Annotated in this window: 19 protein-coding genes and 1 pseudogene; 9 read left to right on the top strand and 11 right to left on the bottom strand. The window is 60.6% G+C overall.

Annotated elements, in window-relative coordinates:
• Positions 1 to 7 precede the first annotated feature (7 nt).
• Positions 8 to 691 (top strand): ABC transporter ATP-binding protein, encoded by a 684-nt coding sequence (locus tag K0P33_RS10250; RefSeq protein ID WP_094952453.1) that lies wholly within the window; start codon positions 8 to 10, stop codon positions 689 to 691.
• Positions 691 to 3,201 (top strand): ABC transporter permease, encoded by a 2,511-nt coding sequence (locus tag K0P33_RS10245; RefSeq protein WP_242155118.1) that lies wholly within the window; start codon positions 691 to 693, stop codon positions 3,199 to 3,201. The genes K0P33_RS10250 and K0P33_RS10245 overlap by 1 nt, the downstream gene beginning before the upstream one ends.
• 43 nt (positions 3,202 to 3,244) lie before the next feature.
• Here K0P33_RS10245 and greB read toward each other — a convergent pair whose 3' ends face one another.
• Together greB and K0P33_RS10235 are read right to left on the bottom strand one after the other, a co-directional pair.
• Positions 3,245 to 3,718 carry a transcription elongation factor GreB gene (greB, locus tag K0P33_RS10240; protein WP_094952455.1) on the bottom strand — a complete coding sequence of 158 codons (474 nt, stop codon included), beginning with the start codon at positions 3,716 to 3,718 and terminating at the stop codon, positions 3,245 to 3,247.
• 131 nt (positions 3,719 to 3,849) lie between these two features.
• Positions 3,850 to 4,863 (bottom strand): hypothetical protein, encoded by a 1,014-nt coding sequence (locus K0P33_RS10235; protein ID WP_242155117.1) that lies wholly within the window; start codon positions 4,861 to 4,863, stop codon positions 3,850 to 3,852.
• Between the two features lie 238 nt (positions 4,864 to 5,101).
• Between K0P33_RS10235 and K0P33_RS10230 the strand changes: the two genes are divergently transcribed.
• From K0P33_RS10230 to K0P33_RS10220, 3 genes are read left to right on the top strand one after another with little or no spacing between them, the layout of a single operon-like run.
• Complete coding sequence (locus K0P33_RS10230) at positions 5,102 to 6,028, top strand: ABC transporter ATP-binding protein (RefSeq protein WP_242156028.1); 927 nt, start codon at positions 5,102 to 5,104, stop codon at positions 6,026 to 6,028.
• On the top strand, positions 6,025 to 6,750 hold the full coding sequence (locus tag K0P33_RS10225; protein ID WP_094952457.1) for an ABC transporter permease: 726 nt from the start codon (positions 6,025 to 6,027) through the stop codon (positions 6,748 to 6,750). Before K0P33_RS10230 ends, K0P33_RS10225 begins: the two co-directional genes overlap by 4 nt.
• A 15-nt stretch (positions 6,751 to 6,765) precedes the next feature.
• Positions 6,766 to 8,511: a Gldg family protein gene (locus tag K0P33_RS10220; RefSeq protein ID WP_242155115.1), complete on the top strand. Its 1,746-nt coding sequence runs from the start codon at positions 6,766 to 6,768 to the stop codon at positions 8,509 to 8,511.
• An 18-nt stretch (positions 8,512 to 8,529) separates the two neighbouring features.
• On the opposite strand, the gene K0P33_RS10215 is transcribed toward K0P33_RS10220, so the two are convergent.
• The 3 genes from K0P33_RS10215 to K0P33_RS10205 form a co-directional block, all read right to left on the bottom strand.
• Positions 8,530 to 8,838 (bottom strand): hypothetical protein, encoded by a 309-nt coding sequence (locus K0P33_RS10215; RefSeq protein ID WP_094953742.1) that lies wholly within the window; start codon positions 8,836 to 8,838, stop codon positions 8,530 to 8,532.
• A 257-nt stretch (positions 8,839 to 9,095) separates the two neighbouring features.
• Entirely contained in the window at positions 9,096 to 9,530 is a 435-nt protein-coding gene (locus tag K0P33_RS10210) for a DoxX family protein (RefSeq protein WP_094953743.1), read from the bottom strand.
• Between the two features lie 103 nt (positions 9,531 to 9,633).
• The gene (locus K0P33_RS10205) at positions 9,634 to 11,055 is read right to left on the bottom strand and encodes a transglycosylase SLT domain-containing protein (protein WP_242155114.1); all 1,422 of its coding nucleotides are present in this window, start codon (positions 11,053 to 11,055) and stop codon (positions 9,634 to 9,636) included.
• A gap of 236 nt (positions 11,056 to 11,291) precedes the next feature.
• Between K0P33_RS10205 and K0P33_RS10200 the strand changes: the two genes are divergently transcribed.
• The 3 genes and pseudogenes from K0P33_RS10200 to K0P33_RS10190 form a co-directional block, all read left to right on the top strand.
• Complete coding sequence (locus K0P33_RS10200; RefSeq protein ID WP_242155113.1) at positions 11,292 to 12,098, top strand: TatD family hydrolase; 807 nt, start codon at positions 11,292 to 11,294, stop codon at positions 12,096 to 12,098.
• Positions 12,099 to 12,194: 96 nt separating this feature from the next.
• The gene (locus K0P33_RS10195) at positions 12,195 to 13,676 is read left to right on the top strand and encodes a methyl-accepting chemotaxis protein (protein ID WP_242155112.1); all 1,482 of its coding nucleotides are present in this window, start codon (positions 12,195 to 12,197) and stop codon (positions 13,674 to 13,676) included.
• Positions 13,677 to 13,783: 107 nt separating this feature from the next.
• A pseudogene (locus K0P33_RS10190) lies at positions 13,784 to 14,023 on the top strand (terminase); the annotation flags it as partial.
• A 15-nt stretch (positions 14,024 to 14,038) separates the two neighbouring features.
• Here K0P33_RS10190 and K0P33_RS10185 read toward each other — a convergent pair.
• The 3 genes from K0P33_RS10185 to K0P33_RS10175 all read right to left on the bottom strand — a co-directional run bounded on the left by K0P33_RS10185 (position 14,039) and on the right by K0P33_RS10175 (position 16,020).
• A complete protein-coding gene (locus K0P33_RS10185) occupies positions 14,039 to 14,836 on the bottom strand; it encodes an acyl-CoA thioesterase domain-containing protein (RefSeq protein ID WP_242155111.1) in 798 nt (265 codons plus the stop codon).
• Between the two features lie 90 nt (positions 14,837 to 14,926).
• Positions 14,927 to 15,697, bottom strand: a complete 771-nt coding sequence (locus K0P33_RS10180) for a CHAD domain-containing protein (protein ID WP_242155110.1) — start codon at positions 15,695 to 15,697, stop codon at positions 14,927 to 14,929.
• 44 nt (positions 15,698 to 15,741) lie between these two features.
• Entirely contained in the window at positions 15,742 to 16,020 is a 279-nt protein-coding gene (locus K0P33_RS10175; RefSeq protein WP_010176194.1) for a hypothetical protein, read from the bottom strand.
• A gap of 216 nt (positions 16,021 to 16,236) precedes the next feature.
• Between K0P33_RS10175 and K0P33_RS10170 the strand changes: the two genes are divergently transcribed.
• Positions 16,237 to 17,277, top strand: a complete 1,041-nt coding sequence (locus tag K0P33_RS10170) for a patatin-like phospholipase family protein (protein ID WP_094952376.1) — start codon at positions 16,237 to 16,239, stop codon at positions 17,275 to 17,277.
• A gap of 122 nt (positions 17,278 to 17,399) precedes the next feature.
• On the opposite strand, the gene K0P33_RS10165 is transcribed toward K0P33_RS10170, so the two are convergent.
• The 3 genes from K0P33_RS10165 to kdpC all read right to left on the bottom strand — a co-directional run bounded on the left by K0P33_RS10165 (position 17,400) and on the right by kdpC (position 21,449).
• A complete protein-coding gene (locus K0P33_RS10165) occupies positions 17,400 to 18,089 on the bottom strand; it encodes a response regulator (protein ID WP_053255124.1) in 690 nt (229 codons plus the stop codon).
• Between the two features lie 37 nt (positions 18,090 to 18,126).
• The gene (locus K0P33_RS10160) at positions 18,127 to 20,778 is read right to left on the bottom strand and encodes a sensor histidine kinase KdpD (RefSeq protein WP_094952375.1); all 2,652 of its coding nucleotides are present in this window, start codon (positions 20,776 to 20,778) and stop codon (positions 18,127 to 18,129) included.
• A 125-nt stretch (positions 20,779 to 20,903) separates the two neighbouring features.
• Positions 20,904 to 21,449 carry a potassium-transporting ATPase subunit KdpC gene (kdpC, locus tag K0P33_RS10155; protein WP_242155109.1) on the bottom strand — a complete coding sequence of 182 codons (546 nt, stop codon included), beginning with the start codon at positions 21,447 to 21,449 and terminating at the stop codon, positions 20,904 to 20,906.
• Between the last annotated feature and the right edge of the window lie 50 nt (positions 21,450 to 21,499).

Genomic DNA, 21,499 nt, shown 5'->3' with positions numbered 1-21,499 from the left:
ATTCTCCATGGGCGCAAGCATTCTCACCGCGCGGAACCTTAGCAAAGTGGTTCCCAGCGCGGAAGGTGAACTGACTATCCTGCACGAACTGAGCCTGGAACTGAACAAGGGCGATAGCCTGGCTATCGTCGGCAGCTCCGGTTCCGGCAAATCCACCCTCCTCGGCCTGCTGGCGGGCCTCGACCTGCCCAGCAGCGGTGAAGTCACGCTCGCCGGGCAAGCCTTGAGCACCCTCGACGAAGACCAGCGCGCGCGCATCCGCGCCGAGCACGTGGGGTTCGTCTTCCAATCCTTCCAGTTGCTCGACAGCCTCAACGCCCTGGAAAACGTCATGCTGCCGCTGGAGCTGGACGGCCGTAAAGACGCCCGCGCGCGCGCCAAGCACCTGCTGGAGCGCGTCGGCCTGGGCCAACGGCTGACCCATTCGCCCCGACAATTGTCCGGTGGCGAGCAGCAACGGGTCGCCATCGCCCGAGCCTTCGCCGCCGAGCCGGACGTGCTGTTTGCCGATGAACCCACTGGCAACCTCGACAGCCACACCGGCGAGCGCATCAGCGACCTGCTGTTCGAACTCAATAAAGAGAGCGGCACGACCCTGGTGCTGGTCACCCATGACGAGCGCCTGGCCCACCGTTGCCGACGCCTGATCCGCCTTGAAGCCGGCCTGATGGTCGCGCCCCTGGAGCCTTGATGGCACGTTTGCCGCTGTTGCGCCTGTTCAGCCTTGCCATGCGTCAATTGCTGCGCGATGCCCGCGCCGGCGAACTGCGCGTGCTGTTCTTCGCCTTGGTGGTGGCCGTGGCCGCCAGTACTGCCATCGGCTACTTCGGCGCGCGCCTCAATGGCGCCATGCTGTTGCGTGCCACCGAGTTCCTCGGGGCCGACCTGGTGCTCGAAGGCAGCTCGCCGGCCCGCCCCGAGCAAATCAAATCCGGCATTGAGTTAGGCCTGGATCACGCACGCATCGTCGAGTTCTCCAGCGTTATCGCCACGGATAACGGCATTCAGCTCTCCAGCATCAAGGCGGTCAACGAGCAGTACCCGCTGCGTGGCGAGTTGAAAAGTGCGGCCGAGCCCTTTGGTGCTGAAACCCCAGGCGGCGGCCCCAAGCCCGGTGAAGCCTGGGTGGAAGCACGGTTACTGACGGCGCTGGACCTGAAAGTCGGCGACAGTATCGATGTGGGCATGAAGCCCCTGCGCCTGACCCGCCTACTGACTTACGAGCCCGATCGCGCCGGCAACTTCTACAGTCTCACGCCACGGGTGATGATCAACTTGGCAGACCTGGACGCGACCGGCGTGGTGCAACCCGGCAGCCGTGTGAGTTACCGCGAACTGTGGCGCGCGCCCCAAGGCAGTACGGCGCTGCAAACCTATCGCGACCTGGTCAAGCCGGGCCTCGCCGCCAACCAGCGCTTGCAGGATTCGCGCGACGGCAACCAGCAGATCGGCGGCGCCCTGGGCAAGGCCGAGCGCTACCTGAACATGGCCAGCCTGGTGGCAGTGCTGCTGGCTGGCGTGGCCGTGGCGTTATCGGCCAACCGCTTTGCCAGCCGCCGGTTCGACGCCAGTGCGCTGCTGCGCTGCCTCGGTTTGTCACGACGCGAAGCAATGCTGCTGTTCAGCCTGCAACTGAGCGTGCTGGGCCTGGCGGCGAGCCTGGCCGGTGCCCTGCTGGGCTGGGTGGCGCAGTTTGGCCTGTTCTATTTCCTGCACGACCTGCTGCCCGCGGACGTGCCTGCTGGTGGGCTGCTGCCGGCGGTTGCAGGCATCGGCACCGGGTTGGTCGCCCTCGCGGGCTTCGCCCTGCCGCCCTTGGCAGCGCTTGGCCGTGTGCCACCGCTGCGGGTATTGCGACGTGACCTGCTGCCTATCCCTTCCAGCACCTGGATGGTGTATGGCGCTGCGCTGTTCGCACTTGGCCTGATCATGTGGCGCCTGAGCCTCGACCTGGTGCTGACTTTCGCCTTGCTGGGCGGCGGTGTAGTCGCTGCGTTGATCCTCGGCGGCTTGCTGCTGTTGCTGCTGCAAAGCCTGCGGCGCATGTTGGCGCGCGCCTCCCTGCCCTGGCGCCTGGGCCTGGGCCAATTACTGCGCCACCCGTTGGCGGCGGCTGGGCAGTCACTGGCGTTTGGCTTGATCCTGTTGTCCATGGGTTTGATCGCCCTGCTACGTGGTGAGCTACTGGACACTTGGCAAAACCAACTGCCCAAGGATGCACCCAATTATTTCGCCCTGAACATCCTGCCGGCCGACAAGGATGCCTTTGGTGCCCGCCTGCTGGACGTGCAGGCCCAAGCGGCGCCGCTGTACCCGGTGGTGCCGGGCCGGTTGATCAGCATCAATGGCGAGCCGGTGCAGCAGATCGTCAGCAAAGACTCCAGCGGCGACCGCGCCGTACAGCGCGACTTGAGCCTGACCTGGGCGGCGGATTTGCCGCCGGGCAACGTGCTGACCGCAGGTTCCTGGTGGACGCAGCAACCGAGTGATGAAATCCCCGGGGTGTCAGTTGAAGCCAAGGTCGCGCAAAGCCTGAAGCTCAAGCTCGACGATCATCTGGTGTTCACCATCGGCGGGGAAAATCGCGAAGCGCGCGTCACCAGCTTGCGTACTATCAACTGGGATAACTTCCAACCCAACTTCTTCATGATCTTCCAACCGGGCACCTTGAAAGACCTGCCCGCGACCTACCTGACCAGCTTCTACCTGGCGCCAGGGCATGACCAGCAGATCGTCGACCTGTCCCGGGCGTTTCCAGCCGTCACCATCCTGCAGGTCGAAGCCTTGCTGGAGCAGCTACGCAGCATCCTCGCCCAAGTAACCCTGGCGGTGGAATACGTGCTGTTGTTCGTGCTGGCGGCAGGCATGGCGGTGCTGTTTTCGGGCTTACAGGCCACCCTGGATGAGCGCATTCGCCAAGGGGCGCTGTTGCGTGCCCTGGGTGCAGAGCGCAAGTTGCTGGTCAAGGCACGGCGCATCGAGTTTGGCTTGCTGGGCGCGGTCAGCGGCCTGCTCGCGGCACTGGGCACGGAGCTGGTCACATGGGTGTTGTACCGCTATGCGTTTGACCTGGCCTGGCACCCTCACCCGTGGCTGTTACTGCTACCGGTGATCGGTGCCGTGCTGATCGGGGGTGCTGGGGTATTTGGTACGCGCCGCGCGTTGAATGCCAGCCCGTTGACGGTGCTGCGCGAAGGCTGAAACGACCGATGGCCAGCACGCGCCCCAGCGTGCCGGCCATCGTCTACTTCACATACTCGATAGCGGTAATCCACCAGCATACGTCGCCGCTCGGGGTCTGCACGATAGCCTCATCGTCAACTTCCTTACGCAGCAACGCGCGGGCCATCGGTGAGTCGATGGAAATGTAGTCCATGCGCTCATAAATCTCGTCATAGCCGACAATACGAAAACGCTTGGTCTCGCCCTGCTCATTTTCGATATCGACCCAGGCACCGAAGAACACCTTGCCCTCCTGCTCGGGCATGTACTCCACCACCCGCATGTCTTCAAGCCGCTTGCGCAAATAGCGCACGCGCCGATCTATCTCACGCAGCAGCTTCTTGTTGTACTGGTAATCCGCGTTCTCGCTGCGATCCCCCAGGGAAGCAGCCCAGGTCACCTTGCGGGTGGTGTCCGGGCGTTTTTCGCGCCACAAATAATCCAACTCTTTTTTCAGCGCTTCATGACCTTCTTTGGTAATCAGCTTGGTACTCAAACGCTTGCATCCCCAGGCAGTGTCCAATGGTGCCGATACGCCATGGCCTCATGCTCTGGCGTCGACTGGCAGGGGTTGATGATAAATGAACCCTGGAAAGTAGCCAGGCCAGAGCACACATGGATTCACGCCTAGCCACCCAAGGTTTGATCCAACTCAAGGAGCACGCCCTGCAGGCGCTGCCGCATAGCCACCAAGTGCGACATCGCCTGCGTCAGCCTTTCGGCCTCTTGGTCAAACTCTATTCGTTGGTTCTGCAAGTGCGAATCGCGCTGCTCCAACTCACGGCTCTTTTCGTCGAGGTCGCCCTGCGCCTGCTGCAGTCGAGCGTGCCACTGCTCAAGCTCCTCCTCGCGCTCAATGACCACGCGTTTTTGTTGCGTCAGTTCCTGGGCGACCTTGGCAAGGCTGGTCAGCGTGCTGTCAACCTCAAGCATCGATGCGTGTTCCATCGGAACCGGCAGTTTTGTCGGCGCAGGTTCCCTTAGCTCAAATTGAGCAGGCGACGCACTGAGCTCAGGGGGCTCCACTACGTGCGCACTAACAATGGAGGAGGCCAGCTGTTCTGCAACAACAGGCTCTGCAACAACAGGCTCATGTACCGGCTGCTCGATGGGTTTTGGAGCAGGCGGGTTCTTGGGCGGCGAGACCATTTGCGACGAAAAGCGAATGGACGGCACGATCAACGAAGCACTTTCTATCGCAGGCAACGAGGGCGCAGACATGCCCAAGGTGATCACCTTCATCACCAAGGCCTTCTTGATGATCATTGAATGGTGATCTTCAGGCCTGGCAGGCGGCAACTTGCAGCCTTTCAAATCAATGAAATGAAAGGGAATCGCGGTCTCGATAACAGCCCCTGTCTTAGTGCCGGAGGCTGCGGCCGCCATCAAAACTTGCTTAAAGACCTGCATGGCCACTTGCAAGTCCTCCTTGGACTCAACACCACCCAGAAAATACCGGTCGAGCTTCTTACGTAACGCGGCGATATAGACCCTGGAGTTACCGGGCTCGGTCTCTTCATCCAGGCTATAGACCAGAAAGTTGGAGTCGGTTTGCGCGACAGCAAACCCACAGAGCAATGCACCGTTGACCGGCGCGTCCTCACCGCTGCGTTCAAGCACGAGAGTACGTAGAAGCATCATGATAATCAGGCCTCATATCAAAAAAATAAGACTCACATAAAGAGCCGATAAACATCCGCCCATTAGTAGCCTCGAAACAACGCAATTGTTTCAGCAAGTTATCCATTTTGACGTAGGAACTATCTGATAAACATGTCCCCACGTTCCCAATTCAAATGATTGAACGTAACCTTTCGCCGCTCAACCGCTCATGGCGGACGTATTTTCATACGCTCTGCAAAACTTATTCGGTAAAAAGATGCTCGAGATAAGCAGCCTGACAAAGTACCAGGGAAAAATGAAAGTCATCACTGACCTTTCGTTTAGTGCCCAACGCCAGGAATGCATAGGCCTTTTAGGGGAGGACGGAGCAGGTAAAACGACGCTGCTGAATTTAATATCCGGTTTGGTAAAACCCTCCAGCGGGCATATCAACATCCAGGGGTTCAGTACCCAGACTCATCCACTTGAAGCTCGCAAAGCCCTCGGCTATCAACCCCACGGGGGGCTCAGTCATCACACGATGTCCGTCAAAAACGTGCTCAATTTCATTGCTGCCACTCGAGGCTTCAGCGGAGCCGAAAAACGCAGTCGGGTGGATCGGGCCGCCATGCGCCTGGAGTTATCACGCGTACTCAACGCCCCCATCCATACACTCTCCATCGGTTTAAAGCGCAAAGTCGCTATCGCCCAGGCGATCCTGCATACCCCCAGCCTGCTCTTACTGGATGAACCGACTGAGGGGCTGGCGACTGACCAACTGCTTAAATTCAGGACACTTATCCAGTCCTTGACCGAAGACATGACGGTCATCATTGCGTCCCGTCACTGTAATGAGCTTTCCAGTATCTGCAAACGCGCTCTGGTTATCGCCGCAGGCCGCCTGATGGCTGACACCTCACTGCCCGATTTGCAGCGCAACTCCCGACATTTCCGAGCCGTAACCCTGGCCGCAGAAACGCCTCTGGATCTACTGGCCCTGGCCGTATTACCCGGCGTTGCAGGTATCGAAGAAGACCGGCACACGCCTGGCAGGGTGACGGTTCTGGCCATGCCGGGGCACAACATCTATCCCCCTATTAACGCACTCATCGCCAGCCGCGGCTGGAGCATAACGTCACTGAATCTGGAGCCAGGGCGCCTGAACGAAGTTGTTCACCATCTGAGCCAAGAGGTATCACTTTGAAGCTGCTGCCCGTCATATTCAAACGTCAGATCGCCAGCTATGCCTGCACGCCAAGCACATACCTGAGTGTTGCTGCATTTCTGGTGCTGTGCACAACAATGGGGCTGTATACAAGCCAGTGGATGGATCAAAACAGCGGTAACTTGCAGGTCTTTTTCCAGTTACACCCCTGGCTCTATTTGCTGCTGATCCCCACCTTATCAACGCAACTCTGGTCGGACGAACGCGACGCAGGCTTGCGCGATATTATGCAAACGCTGCCCATTACTACGTTCGAACGTGTGATCGGGAAATTTCTAGCCGCATGGGTCGTGTGTGGTGTTGCCCTGACCTTGACGTTTCCTGTAGTGATCGTCGCCAACTACTTGGGCGCCGCGGACAATATCGTTATCACTTCACAATTTCTAGCCAGCGGATTGCTGGCAGGAAGTTACCTATCTGTGGGCTGCTTTATCTGCGCACTGACGCACCGGCGCATCGTTATTTTTATAGTGACGCTGGGCTTGCTGTTTATCGCCAGCGCGCTTTCTTCGGTCTTGGATGCACTTGATCATCAGGCACCTATCTGGGTGATCGATAGCTTGATTGCGCTTAATCCGATCGCGCGTTTCAGCGCTATCGACAATGGCAAGTTTACACTCCATGACAGTTTGTACTTCATCAGCATGATCGTTGCCTTTCTGTCGGCAACGATTGTCACCCTCAACCACAAAACCAGTTGAAAAGGAAAGCAACGTATGCGGTCAGTTCTTCGTACGGGTATGACACTTATGGTCATACTGCTACTTTTCCTGGCCTTTAATCTGACTTGGGTAAGCAATCTCCCCGATGTCCGCTGGGATCTCTCACAGCATAAAATCCACACGTTATCGCCCCCGGCGCGGCAATTACTCGCAACGCTTGAAGACCCACTGGACCTGTATTACTTCAACTCAAGCAACAGCCCGAAGAAAAGCCAAGCTTTAAAACGCTATGGCGAGCGCGTGGAAGACCTACTGAAGGAGTACGAAAAAGCGGCAAAAGGCATGATTAACCTGCACATTATTGATCCCTCACCTTATTCAGAGGATGCCTACAAAGCCGGCTTATTCGGCCTTGACGGTACACACGGCTTTCTTGGCCTTATAGGTACGCGAGCAGGCCAGGCAGCACAACGTATCGACCTATTCGACCTCGACGACGAGCCATTGCTTGAGTATGAAATCAGCCACCTGATCTACAAGTTGATGCACCCCGAGCGCGCTACTGTCGGGCTTCTGTCCGGGCTGCCATTGAATAAGCCTGCTGGAATAGTTTTGGAGCAGATGCAGCGGCACTTCAACCTTGTCGAGTTGGCATCGAACACCGAACGCATCCCTGAATCGATCACAACGCTGATGGTGGTGCATCCTCGCGCGCTGCCAGAGCAAACCCTGTATGGGATTGAACAGTTTGTATTGAGTGGCGGCAAGCTGATGATGTTTATCGACCCCATGAGCGAGATGGATGCCAGCACAGTACCGGCAGACTCCAGGCTGGATGGGTTGCTGACCGCATGGGGCATACAGATGCCGACGGACAAGCTACTGGTCGATAATCTCTACGCCTCATCGGCCTCATTCGGCCCGGGAGAACAGACGGTCCTGCATCCTGCCAGGTTAAGCCTGCCACGGCAGGCGATGACGGTGAATGACGTCAGCGCCTGGAAATTGAACTCAGTGATCGTCTCGAGCAGCGGCGCACTTTCTCGACTGAGAAAAAGCCGTACGACCCTCACCCCTCTGCTGCAAAGCTCCAGGCAGTCTGCGCTAGTGGATACCAGGCGCTTTGCATCAGCTACCAGCCCCGACTCACTGCTCGATGAGACGGCCACTCCCGGCCAACGCCAGCTGATAGCCGCTCGTCTCGAGGGGCCGGCCTATTCCGCATTTCCCGACGGCATGAAGGGGAATCCGTCCGGTTTGCAAAAAACCGCAAACATCCAAGTGGTGGTGGTCGCCGACACGGACTTACTCATGGACGCGGCCATAAAGTCTGCGCCCAACAGCAACGTGCCGTTTCTACTGAATACACTGGATAACCTGTCGGCTCCCGATGTTCTCGCCGGCATCCTCCCTCGCGCAACAGCCGGCCAACCTCAGAACCCTCTGGAGCACATGCGCGACGCCGCAGCACAAACCTACACACAAAAGGCGAGTGAACTTGAACGACGGCTTCAACGAACAGAGCAGGAGTGGCAACGATTGAACCCGCCAAACGCAACCCTTGGCACCCAGGCGGTAAATGGCAATACCCAGTTGCAGGCGCTCAATAAGGAACGCCTGCGACTGCCCATGGAGCTGCATGCCCTCAAGGTCGAGGCTTACGCGCAAGCACACCGAACGGAACGCAACCTGAAGCTGCTCATGATTGCCGCAGTGCCGCTGCTGTTGTGCCTGATCGCCTGGGCAGTGTTTGTGTACCAACGTCGCCGTCGATCACATGCTGGCGCTTTACTTCGCTGAGAACTCAACAGCAAAGCGTCAACGACGAGCAATCAGCCCTTGCCGGGCGATACGCGTCAGTTGACGGATAACCGCCTCGGCGTCACTGGCGCTGGGCGCCTGGATAACCGCGAGGTCGAAGCTGTTGCTGGCAAAGCGGGCCAGGGAATCGCCGTCTTCCACAAATTGGATCAGGAACGCCGAAGGCCGCCCCGTACGACGCGGCCAGCCGTCCAGGTAACGCAACAGTGTCGGTTGGTGCTTGCCGCCCAGTAGAATTTTAGGGTTGCGTTGGGTCAGGTCCGCGGTAATCGGGGCCAGGTGTATGAGGGGGCGTAGTGCATTCATCGTGTCGTGTCTCTGCCTCAAAAGTCTGCGGGCAGGTGAGAGGCAACACCGAACCAGCGCTTTAGCGGTATTTCGAAGCCTCACTCTGAATGAGTGCATCTTCTGTCGGGCTACATTGAGCCCAGTGGCGCCCCGCAATTAGCTGTTTAAATCGGCGCATGAACAGCATCCTAGAGAAGCCGGTGGGGCAGTGTCAAGAATCCCGAGCAACGAAAAAGCCCGCCGATGGCGGGCTTTTTCCGAGTTTTATATAGGGTTCAGTTGGCGATGGCGCGGTCGGCAGACAATTTGCCCGCCCCTTCCAGCAGCACCGCCAGCGAGCCGCCGAGCAAGGCCAGTGCGAACTCATAACCATTGTTAGCCATAAACAGCCCGTTATGGATATGCACCGAGAAGATCGCTACCAGCGACAGGAAGGTCAGGCCCAGTGCTGCCGGGCGCGCCAGCAAACCGATGATCAGTGCCAAGCCTGCGAAGAACTCCGTACCGCCCGACAGCACCGCCATCAAGGTGCCCGGTGTCAGGCCCAGGCTTTCCATATATTGCGCAGTGCCCGCCAAGCCGCCACCACCAAACCAGCCAAAGAGTTTTTGCGAGCCATGGGCCGCGAAGATGATGCCGACAAAAATTCGCAGGATGGTCAGACCGTAACCGGCGCGGGTGGACAGGATGCGGTTGATCAGTGGGCTCATGGGGCTAATCCTTTTCAAAGTAGGGGTTGGTTGGCCGCTATATTAATCGGATAAGACAATGATAAAAGCGCAAAAAATGCTTAATAATTATCGATAAAACCGATTATTTGCGTGAGGCGACTTTTGGCGTCACCGGTTCCAGGGACTCCCGCTCCCGATCAAACGCCAGATAATACTTGTTCACGCTATTAACATAGCTGACGCCACCCATTCCCACCTGCTCCATGGCAATGCGTTCGACCTGGAAGAACCACTGATTAGGGTTAAGCCCCCGGCGGCGAGCCTCCGCGCGCATGCCCTGCACCCGCTCCGGCCCCATGTTGTAGGCCGCCAGCACAAAGGCCATGCGTTCACGCTCGTTCAGCTTGGGGCTGGCGAAGAACTTGCGACGGATCATCGCCAGGTATCGCGCGCCCGCCTGCACATTGCGGTCCAGACTCTCGATATTGTTGACGCCCACCCGCTGCGCCGCCGACGGCGTGATCTGCATCAGCCCGGTAGGCCCGCCGCTGTTGCGTGCGCCAGGGTCAAGGGCCGATTCCTTGAATGCCAGCGCCGCCAGGTTCAACCAATCCATGCCCTGCTCGCGGGCATGCTTTTGCAGCACCGGGCGCAGTTTCTCCAAGCGCTGTCGGTCGGCGCGAGCCAGTGGGTTGCGCACTTGATAGAGGCGTCGATAGATACGCTGGAACGCCACGTCCTGGTCGGACGGGGTTCGGTAGGTCTTGAGGAAACGGTCAATACTGGCCCGCAGCATCGAGGCATCCTGGCGCACGAACCAGAATTCATCGCCCGGTTCGCTGATCGCCACTTGCCGATCAAAGCGCAACTTAGGCAGGATTTTCGACCAGCGCTCGGCAATCGGTTTTTCGACGATGGTGAGGTGGAAGATCCCGGCCTGGACCATCTCCAAGACATCTTCCACGGCCAACGTCGGGTCGACCCATTCCACCTTCACCGGCGGCCGCTTGTGCAGGGCCAACTGCTGGTTGACTTGGTTGATCGCATCCGCCGCCGCACTGCCGGTGGTCAGCGCCAGGGTACGCCCGGACAGTTGCTCAAGCTTGGTAAAGCGTCGTTCGCCCTTGACGCCCACCAGCCACAACGGCACGTCGCTGGCAATCGGGTCACTGGCGCTGATCCTGTGCGCGGCCTTCACATCGAGCAATTCACCGGGCGCGACCAGATCGCCTTCTCCGCGGGCCAGTGCGCCAAGCAGTTGATCCTTGGCCTTGGGAATAATCTTGAGGTTGATCTCTTCACCGTCACGGGCGTGACCATTGAGGTACTGTTCGAAGGCGCGCAGGCGGTGGTATTCGACACCAATGGCCTGGCCTTGGACCTCACCGGAGCTGTTACGGCTCTGGTTGACCAGCACGCGCAGGGTGCGACTGGCGCGTATCTGCGCCAGATCACGGACCTTGCCAGGCTTGGTCACTTCCAGCGGCCCGTCCAAACGTGCGACCGCCGCCATGGGCAGCAGTAACGTCAGGCACAACATAAGCAACGCCGAGGGTCGGATCATCCGCTCTCCGGAAAGAATACTGGCCAGCGCCTTCGTGAAAGACGAGGGGCTGGGGGTCAGAAACAGAGCGCTTTATGCGCTGGCAAGGCACGCAACGGCGGCACCGCGGCGGGCGCGTAGCCAACCACAATGTCACTTGCGACGTTCAAAGACAGCTATAACTCGTTGTAGTTCTTCGTTTTTCTTATAAATCTACAGCTCTGATATGCTTTCCGGCCGCAGGCGGAGATAGCACCATGCAACTCATTGATATCGGCGTCAACCTGACCAACCCCAGTTTCGACGAGAGGCACCAGGCCGTTCTCGACCGCGCCTACGCCGCCGGCGTGCAGCAATTGGTGCTCACCGGCACCAGTGTCGAGGGCAGCGAACAGGCCCTGGAATTGTGTGTAAAACTCGATGAAAACGGCCGACGCCTGTTCAGCACCGCCGGCATCCACCCCCACTCCGCCAGCGACTGGAACGGCGACAGCGCGCGGCAATTGCGCGGTTTGCTCAGCGAAAGCCGTGTGCGTGCGGTGGGCGAATGCGGGCTGGATTTCAACCGGGATTTTTCCCCGCGCCCACAGCAGGAAAAAGTCCTCGAAGAACACCTGGCCCTGGCCGTTGAACTGAAATTGCCAGTGTTTCTCCACGAACGTGACGCTAACCAGCGCCTGCTGGAAATCCTCAAAGACTACCGCGACCACCTGAGCGCCGCCGTGGTGCATTGCTTTACCGGCGAACAACAGGCGCTGTTCAGCTACCTCGACCTCGACTTGCATATCGGCATCACCGGTTGGATTTGCGATGAGCGCCGTGGGACGCACTTGCATCCGCTGGTCAAAGAAATTCCCCGTGGCCGCCTGATGCTGGAAAGCGATGCGCCCTACCTGCTGCCGCGCACGCTGCGGCCCAAGCCGAAAAATGGCCGCAATGAACCAGCCTATCTGCCGGAAGTGCTGCGCGAGGTCGCCTTGCACCGCAACGAAACGGTGGAAGACTTGGCTGAGCACAGCACTGCCTGCTCGCGCGCGTTTTTTGGTTTGCCTCAAGTGGATTGATGCGGCGCATTGACCCACGTCAAAACCGCTTTCCCGAGTAGCGGCACAATAATGGCACCTTGCCAATGCTGTTTCCGCTATCAGAGAAAACCTTCCATGGGTGCCTGGCTTAGCAACATCTCGCTGAAATACAAATTCTGGGCCGTCAACGCGGTCGCCTTCATCACCACCCTGCTGCTCGTGCTCTACGCCGTGCAGCTCGAACAACAGGCACGCAGCGATGCCACCCAGGCCTCGGCACAGGCGCAGGCGCGGTTGCTCGGTACCTGGCCGGCCGACAAGGCGTTGCCCAAGGGCGAGCAGTGGCTGACGTTTGCCCGTGGTCAAGTCCCACAGCTGGCCGATCACGATCTGTCAGCCCTGGGCAATGCCAACGGTTGGGTCGAACTCAATCACCAGCCGTTTTTCGGTGAAAACCCATTGATCGGTGCCGACGTCGTCGCGCGCGCCGACGGGCAGCAGATCGCCGTACTGGCCTACGGACGCAGCCTGAGCCAGGTGTTCGGCGATCGCTTCACCAACTACGCCGTGGCGGTGCTAATCCTGATGCTGGCGATGCTCGGGGCCTCGCAGCTGCTGATCCGCTTCCTGCTCAGCCAACTCAATACCCTCAAGGACGTAATGCTGCACGTGGAGAAGACCGGCGACCTGTCGGCCCGCGTGCCGCTGGCCTGCAAGGATGAAGTCGGCCAGATGGCCAGTGCCTTCAACGCCATGCAAGCCGGCTACCAACGGGTGGTCAGCACGGTGGCGCGCACCGCCCAGCAACTGGACGATGGCGCCGCGCGCCTGGCCAGCAGCATGAACGAAGTGCAACACGGCATGCTCGGCCAGCAAAGCGAAACCGACCAGGCCGCCACTGCGATCAACGAGATGACCGCCACAGTCCACCACATCGCCCAACACGCCGGCGCCACCCGCGACCTGTCGCAGACCGCCGACACCCTCGCCGGCAGCGGCCAGGAAGTGGTCGGCCGGGTACAGCGCTCGATTGCCGGCCTGTCCAGCGGCGTGCAACAGACCGCCGAAATGATCCAGAAACTCGCCGAAGACAGCCAGAAAATCAACGGTGTGGTCGGCGTGATCCACAGCATCGCCGAACAGACCAACCTGCTCGCCCTCAACGCCGCCATCGAAGCCGCGCGTGCCGGCGAAATGGGCCGTGGTTTTGCCGTGGTCGCCGACGAAGTACGCAACCTGGCCAAGCGTGTACAAAGCTCCACCGACGAAATCACCCGCATGGTCTCAGCACTTCAGGCCGGCACCCGTGACGCGGTGGACTTCATGCAGGAAAGCTCCTTCAAAGCCGACGACTGCGTACAGCAAGCCCAGGAAGCCGGCGCGGCCCTCGCCGAAATCACCGGCGCCGTGGCACAGATGCGCGAGAGCAACACCCAGATTGCCGTGGCTGCCGAACAGCAAAGCCATGTTGCCGAAGAGATGAACCGCGCAGTGGTGAGCATTCGTGACGTGACCGAGAACACGGTGCAGCAGACCGTGGATTCGGCCACTACCAGCAATGAATTGGCGACCTTGGCTGGGGAGTTGAGTAAGGCGATTGGGCAGTTGAAGCTGTAGCCAAACAAGGCCGGCTATAGCCCCCATAGCCAACCCCAATTCGCCACCCCACCACCCCCAACCTAAACTCTGTCCAAGTTATTTAAACGGACAGAGGATTCACCATCATGGGCAAACGTCATCCCAATCTCCCCGCCTGGCAATGGCGTAACGCCCCACAAAACCATCAGCACCCTACCAACCTGGGGCTGCAGTTGATTGCCGTACCGCTGCTGATCATCGGGTTTCTGTTGATCGCATCCGGGGTGTTCAGCCTCAGCCTGGCCAGCTTCGCCGTCGGTGTAGTCGGTGTGTTGGCAGGCGTGGCGCTGCAGCGCCACGGGCGCAAGCTGGAAACTCAGGGCAGCCAGCGGTTCTGAGGCTCAGGCGAAGACCACCACGGTCTGGCGGCTGATGGCGATCAGCTCGCCGGTCGGGCTCCACAGTGCGGCGGCGGCGTGGCCGTAGCCATCGCGGGCGTGCTCGATGTTGACGTGGTACTGGCACCAGTCGAGGGTGGTCAGGTCTTGCAGCGGCTGGATAAATTCGATGGTCCAGGTCAGCGTGCTGCCCGGAGCCGGTTTGGTCAGGTGTGGCAGCAAGGCCGGTGGCCAAGCATCGACCAGGGCGAGGATATGCGCCTCGGTCAGCGGTTCTTCCTTCACGTCCCCGCGCAGGCGTACCCAACCGCCCATGTCGCGGGATTTATTGCCGGTGAACGGCAAGCCGCCGACGCTCCAGCGCATCGCCAGGTGGCGCATGAACTCCGGCGTGACGCCCTTGATGTAGGGCAGTTCCTGGCATTCGTCCCAGTGTTTGAACGTAGGCGGCGCCTCGCTCGCCACATCAATCACTGACTCACGCGGCGCACCGAAACTGGCCTGCACCAGCGTCGCCACTTCACCGTTCTGCGTCACGCGGCCAAGCAACTGGCTGACGGCCTTGCCTTCGCGCAGCACTTCAACCTGGTAACTGGCCGGTACATCCGGCGCAACCGGACCGACAAAGGTGATGGCCAATGAGCGCAAAGGGCGATCTGCCGGCACTTTGGCGCGCAACGCTTCATATTGCAGCGCGGCAACCAAGCCACCAAAGGTTGCACGGCCCTGGGCCCACTCGGCGGGGATGGTGACATCCAATGGCTTGCTACGGGCAGCGTCGAGCAAATCACTAAAGCGCATGGCGACCTCACATCAAGAAAACCGATGGGGCGATCTTAACCATCGAGCTGGTTAGGTACAGCGCCCATTCCGGCCAAAAACCGGACCGGGCTAGAAACAATCTGCGCGGAGTTTGTCCAGTACCCGATCTGCCTGGCCTTCCGCCTTGGCCATGGTGCGATGCCATACAGGAACGCACGGCTGCAAATCCGGCTGGTGCCCGGCCTGCGCCAGCCATTGCCAGCAGTCATGCCAGTCATGCCAGTCACCGAGGGCGCCTTGGGCTAGTTTGAGGCGCGACATGGCTTTGGCAGGCAGCTTGTCCAGCTCGGGATAGGCTTCAGCGGCGTAGCGCACGCGCTTGATCAGCAAGCGCAGGCGGTGGCGATCATGGTTTGGGTCTTTGAGGGCTTCATCGAGCTTCTGCCATTGCTTGGCCAGTCGCTTTTGAATACGCGGGCGAAGGCCCTTGAGTAATTTCTGGTGTTGGGAGGCGCGGATAAAACGTGGGAATGCATCGAGGATCAGCAGCAGGTGCGCCACTTCCGGGCTTTGCGCCACGTGGCGATAGGCGTCGGGTTGCAGGCGCAGGCGCCGATCCGCCGCTTCGTGGTAGCCGTGCTGATGCAGATACGCCGCCAGGACCTCGCGGTCGCGTAGCGGCGTCGTCAGTTGGCCGACCGTGCTGGCGGCCAATTCAACGTGTTCCACACCCGGCAACCCACGCAAGGGCCGCAACAAACTGCGCAGGCGCCGCACGGTGGTGCGCAAGTCGTGCAAGGCTTCATCGTCGGTGACAGCGGCGAGGCGAGCTTGGCAGCTCAGTAACCCTACTTCCAGGCCAATGACCTGAGCGACTAACTGATCGACCAAAGCTGACATCCGTTCCTCCATTGACGATGAATAATCCTGGTTCACGCGACCGATCAACGCCCTGCGCGCGACTCACGAATATAGAACCGCGCTTTTTCGGCTTTGTTGGAGCAGCCTTCAAACGCTTCAAATTGCTGCTGGGTCTTGGCGCCCGTCAACAAGGACAAGGCTTTAGAGTAGCTCACGGTGCCGGCAAAACCTTCGGCCTTGGCCAGGTCCAGCTCATGCCACGCTGCATCCAGTTGCGTGCCACAGCTATCGCGGTACGCGGTTTTCCCGGCACAACCGGCCAGGGCCAACACGATCACAGGCACACACATCCAGGCTTTCATCAAAGACACCTCAAAAAAAGAAAAACAGTCGTACGGTGTAGACGTTGCCCACAAGGAAAAGTACCTTGTTCGCCGCCTGAAATCAGAAGCACCTATCGCCAGAGCATACCCGAGCCTGCTCGCTATCCTCGAAAAATATTACAAGGCTCAGCGAAGATTGAAGCCGCCCCCTCAATGGGTGCATTGTGGGCACCTGCTTTGGTAAGGACATGGACAATGAAGAAGCGTGTTGCCTTGGTGCTGGGCTCCGGCGGGGCCAGGGGCTACGCCCATATCGGCGTGATCGAGGAAATCGAACGCCGCGGCTACGACATCGCCTGTATTGCCGGCTGCTCCATGGGCGCCGTGGTAGGTGGGATTTATGCCGCCGGCAAGCTTGACGAGTATCGAAACTGGATCGAAAGCCTCGACTACCTGGATGTACTGCGCCTAGTCGACGTGAGTTTTCGCCTGGGGGCAATTCGCGGCGAGAAAGTCTTCGGCCAAATCCGCAAGATCGTTGGCGAGATCAATATCGAAGAACTGCGCATTCCCTACACCGCCGTGGCCACTGACCTGACCAACCAGCAGGAAATCTGGTTTCAGGAAGGCTGTCTGCACCAGGCCATGCGCGCCTCAGCCGCGATTCCCAGCCTGTTCACCCCCGTGATGCAGGGCAACCGCATGCTGGTGGACGGCGGCCTGCTCAACCCGCTACCGATCGTGCCGGTGGTGTCCAGCCATTGCGACTTGATCATCGCGGTCAACCTCAACGCCACCAATCAAAAACATTACCAACTGCCGGTGATCCAACGCCCGCCAGCGTTCAAGAGCCGCTTCAACAGCTTGGCCCGGTCGTTAGGGTCGCACCTGCCGTTTCGACGCAAACAAGCCGAGCAGTTAATGAAGCTCGAGCAGGAAGCGCTCCAGCACGCCCACGCCGCCGAGATCAACCCGTGGCTGGAGTCGGCCGAGCCCGAATCCCAACAACCTGCCGCCGCGCCGGAAAAAGCTGGGGCGCCGAAATCGGCGACCGGTTCGTTCATCATCGACAACGTCGGCCCGGCATCACTGCTGGACCTGATCAACCAGAGCTTTGAGGTGATGCAAACGTCGCTGGCGCAGTACAAGATCGCCGGTTACCCGCCGGATGTGCTGATCAACGTGCCGAAGCGGGTGTGTCGGTTTTTCGAGTTCTACAAGGCGCCGGAGTTGATCGCCTTGGGCCGGGAAATTGCCAGGGATACATTGGACAAGTATGAGAGTGAGCAGGGCTGAAATTTGTGCTGTGGCTGATGGCCCTATCGCGGGCAAGCCCGCTCCCACAGTGTGATCTGTGAACACATTCAAAGGTGGGAGCGGGCTTGCCTGAGATGAGACCTGCGCGGGTGCCGCCAGACTCAGGCATTCAACAACCGATACCCCACCCCCGCCTCGGTCACAATAAACCGTGGCTGAGTCGGGTCATCCGCCAGCTTCTGGCGCAGATGCCCCACCACAATACGCAGGTAGTGGCTGTCTTCAGTGTGGGTCGGCCCCCAGATATCCTTGAGCAATTGCTGCTGGGTAATCACCCGACCCGGATGCCGCGCCAGTTGCGCCAGCACCGCGTACTCCTTGCGGGTCAACGCCACCTCGACACCGTCCAGCAGCACGCGGCGATAAGCCAGGTCCACCGTCAGCGGGCCAAAACTCAAGGCGGCCTCCTGAGCCTCCCCCGCCGGGGCCTGGCGCAGTAACGCGCGAACGCGGGCGAGAAATTCCTGGATACCGAACGGTTTGGTCACGTAGTCGTTGGCGCCGCTGTCCAGGGCTTCGACCTTCTGCACCTCGCTGGCGCGCACCGACAGCACCAGCACCGGCACCGTCGACCACTCGCGAAACTCGCGCAGCACCTGCTGGCCATCCATGTCGGGCAAGCCGAGGTCGAGCACCAGCAAGTCCGGTTTGCTCAATGCCGCTTGTGCCAGGCCCTCGTTGCCGGTGCCGGCCTCGATTACCTTGTAGCCTTGGGAGGCCAGGCTGATACGCAGGAATTTGCGGATCTGCGGTTCGTCATCAATGACTAAAATCGTCGCGGTCTGGCTCATGGTGTCCAATCAAAATCCGTGGAGAAAAGAGGGTAGCTCAAGCCTCGCGTTCCAGGCCAGGCTGAGTCGGCAATGGCAGGAACAAGGTGATGCAGGTGCCCCGCCCTTCAATGCCGTCGGCGACGCTGATGCGCCCACCGTGAGCGCCGACCATGCCCTGGCAGATCGCCAGGCCCAGGCCCGTGCCCTGCCCGCCGCGATCACCGCGGGCGGCGGTGTAGAACATGTCGAAAATTTTCGCGCGCTCGTCTTCGGGAATCCCCGGCCCCTCATCGGCCACGGCAAAAAACAGCTGGTCATCCGCCACGCCCGCACTGACCTCCAAACGGCCTTGGGCGGGGGAAAAACGCGCGGCGTTTTCCAGCACATTGACCAGCGCTTGCTCGATCAAGGCGGCGTGCACATACAGCAAAGGCAACTCCGCCGGCACGTCGATCTTCACCTGCAGCGGCGCCAGCACTGCACGCAAACGGCCCAGGGCGCTACCGACGATATCGCCCGGCGAAACCCAATCGCGCGCCAGCTTCAGCGCGCCGTGCCCCAGGCGGGTCATGTCGAGCAGGTTCTGGATATAGCGGTCGAGGCGCTCGGCTTCATCACGCGTGCCTTCGAGCAATTCGCGGCGATCCTCCAGAGGAATGGCTTCGCCGAGAGCCAACAGGCTGTCGATGCTGCCGCGCATCGAGGTCAGCGGCGTGCGCAAATCATGGGACACCGACGCTAGCAAGGCGCTGCGCAGTTGCTCGGTCTCGCCGTGCAAACGCGCGGATTCCAATTCCTGCGCCAATTGCGCTCGCGCCAACGCCTGCGCCAGCGGCTGGCTCAATGCGGTGAGCAGACGACGGCGCTGGCCGCTTAATTCCAGACCTGGTTTGGGGCTGACACCGAGCAAGCCCAATGGCCCCTCTTCGCCCGACAACGGCCACCACCACCAGCGCCCAAACGGCAAGGTGCCAGTACCCATACCCGCCGGTTGGTCGTGCTGCCAGGCCCAATCGGCGGCGGCGCGTTCAGATTCAGTGAGGTTCAGCGGCGAACCGGTCTCGACCTTCCAGTCGCCCTGGCTGTCACGATTGACCAGGCACAAGTCCAAATCACTCCAGCCTTCCAGATGATGCGCCGCCGCGCTGATCACCGCCTGGCGATCGGTGGCGGCGGTGAGTTTGCGCGACAGGTCGAGCAGTTCGCTGGTTTCTTGCTGGGTATCGCGCAGGGCCTGCAACTGCCGACGCTGGCGCGCAGCCAGGTTGCCGGTCAGCGCCGCCATCAGCAGGAAAAACAGCAGGGTCAGCACATCTTCTTCGCGCTGGATGGCAAAGGAGAAATTCGGTGGGATAAACAGAAAGTCGTAGGTCAGGAACGACAGCGCCGCACACAGCAGCGACGGCCCCAGGCTGCTGCGCACGCCGACCAGCAATACCGCCGCGAGAAACACCAGGGAGATATTCGGCAGCGGCAACACGCTGGCCACCGCCCAGGCCAGTGCCGCCGCCACGAGGGTCGCGACCACCGCCAAGCCGTAGTCGAACCACACCAAGCCGCGTACATCCGGCAGGCGCGGCGGCGCGGGCATGTCGTCGCTGTCGAGGACGTTGATTTCCAAACCGCGTGCATTGCGCAGCAAGCGCGCCGCCAGCCCACCGCCGAACAACCGCCGCCGCCAACGCATGCGCGACTGCCCTACCAACACAAGGCTGGCGCGGCGTTCGGCGGCGTGCTGGATCAGCGTCTTCGCCACCTCCCCGGCCCGCAGCAACACCACTTCACCGCCCAGCCGCTCGGCCAGTTGCTGGGCATTTTGCAGGCGCAGGCGCGATTGCTCATCGCGCGCGCGGCCGTTATCGATATGCACCAGGCTCCAGGGCAAATGCCGACGCTGGGCCACGCGGCTGGCGTGGCGCACCAGGCGTTCGGCCTGCGCATCGCCATCCACGCCCACCAGCAACCGCCCACGTACCGCCGGCGCGGCCTGGCCGAGTTGGCGATAGCCTTGGGCCAAATCGTCATCGACGTGGGCGGCGGCGGTCTGCATCGCCAGCTCGCGCAGGGCCATCAGGTTGGTCTGGGTGAAAAACGCGTCGATGGCCGCCCGGGCCTGCTCCGGCACGTACACCTTGCCGTCGCGCAGGCGCTCGAGCAGCTCGCGCGATGGCAGGTCGATCAGCAGCAGTTCGTCAGCCTCTTGCAGCACCCAGTCCGGCAGGGTTTCGCGCACTTGCACGCCGGTGATACCGCGCACTTGATCGTTGAGGCTTTCGAGGTGCTGGACGTTGACTGTGGTGAACACGTTGATGCCGGCGGCCAGCAGTTCCTGGATGTCTTGCCAGCGCTTTTCATGGCGGCTGCCGGGGGCGTTGCTGTGGGCCAGTTCGTCGACCAGCACCAGCTTGGGCTTGGCAGCGAGCAGGCCGTCGAGGTCCATTTCTTCGAGCATCACACCGCGGTATTCGGTGCGCACCAACGGTTGTTGCGGCAGGCCGCTGAGCAAGGCCTCGGTCTCGGCGCGGCCGTGGGTTTCGACTACCCCGGCGACCAGCCGCACGCCCTGGCGCAGCTGGGTGTGGGCGGCCTGGAGCATGGCGTAGGTCTTGCCCACGCCCGGCGCGGCGCCGAGGAAGACTTTGAGCCGGCCACGGCCGTCCCGTGGCAGATCGGCTAACAGGGCATCGGCGCGGCCGGAGTCGCTCATGCTTTGCGGTTCCTTCAGGTGTTTATTTGGGGTCCTTCAGGCCGCCATCGCGGGCAAGCCCGCGCCCACAGTTGGAATACATTCCCCTGCGGGAGCGGGCTTGCCCGCAATAACGGCACCACGGCTTACAACTTTTCCAGCGCCATGTTCAGCGCCAGCACATTCACCACCGGCGGCCCCACCAGCGGGCTTTCGATGTGCTCATCGAGCAAGCGCTGCAGTGTAGACACCGGCACATTCCGGGCCGCCGCCACTCGCGCCAGTTGATAGGCAATCGCTTGCGGTGGCAAGTGTGGATCAAGACCGCTGCCAGAGGTAGTCAGTGATGCCAAAGGCACGGGGCCCTGGCCTGGCACCAACTGCTTGTTGGCATCATCAAAGATGCGCGTGGCCAACGCCGGGTTGCTTGGGCTCAGGTTACTCGCGCCGCTGGACACCGTTGCAAACGCGCCGGCCGAGGGGCGCGGATGGAACCAGCTGTCACCGGTAAAATCCTGGGCGATCAGGCTGGAGCCGCGCACTTTGCCGTCGGCATCACGCACCAGGCTGCCGTTAGCCTGGTCAGGAAAGGCGACTTGCGCCACGCCAGTCACGACCAGTGGATAGGCGACGCCGGTGATCAGGGTCATGAGTACCAGCAGGCTCAGGGCCGGGCGGATCATGGTGGACATTTCAAATTCCTCAATTCGTTTATCAGCGCCGGGCGCGGAGCGTCCGGGGC

This window comes from Pseudomonas sp. ArH3a (assembly GCF_022648765.1).
In the GTDB taxonomy this organism is placed as follows: domain Bacteria; phylum Pseudomonadota; class Gammaproteobacteria; order Pseudomonadales; family Pseudomonadaceae; genus Aquipseudomonas.
The sequence above is the reverse complement of the archived record's forward strand: the minus strand, read 5'-3'. Positions and strand labels throughout refer to the sequence as shown.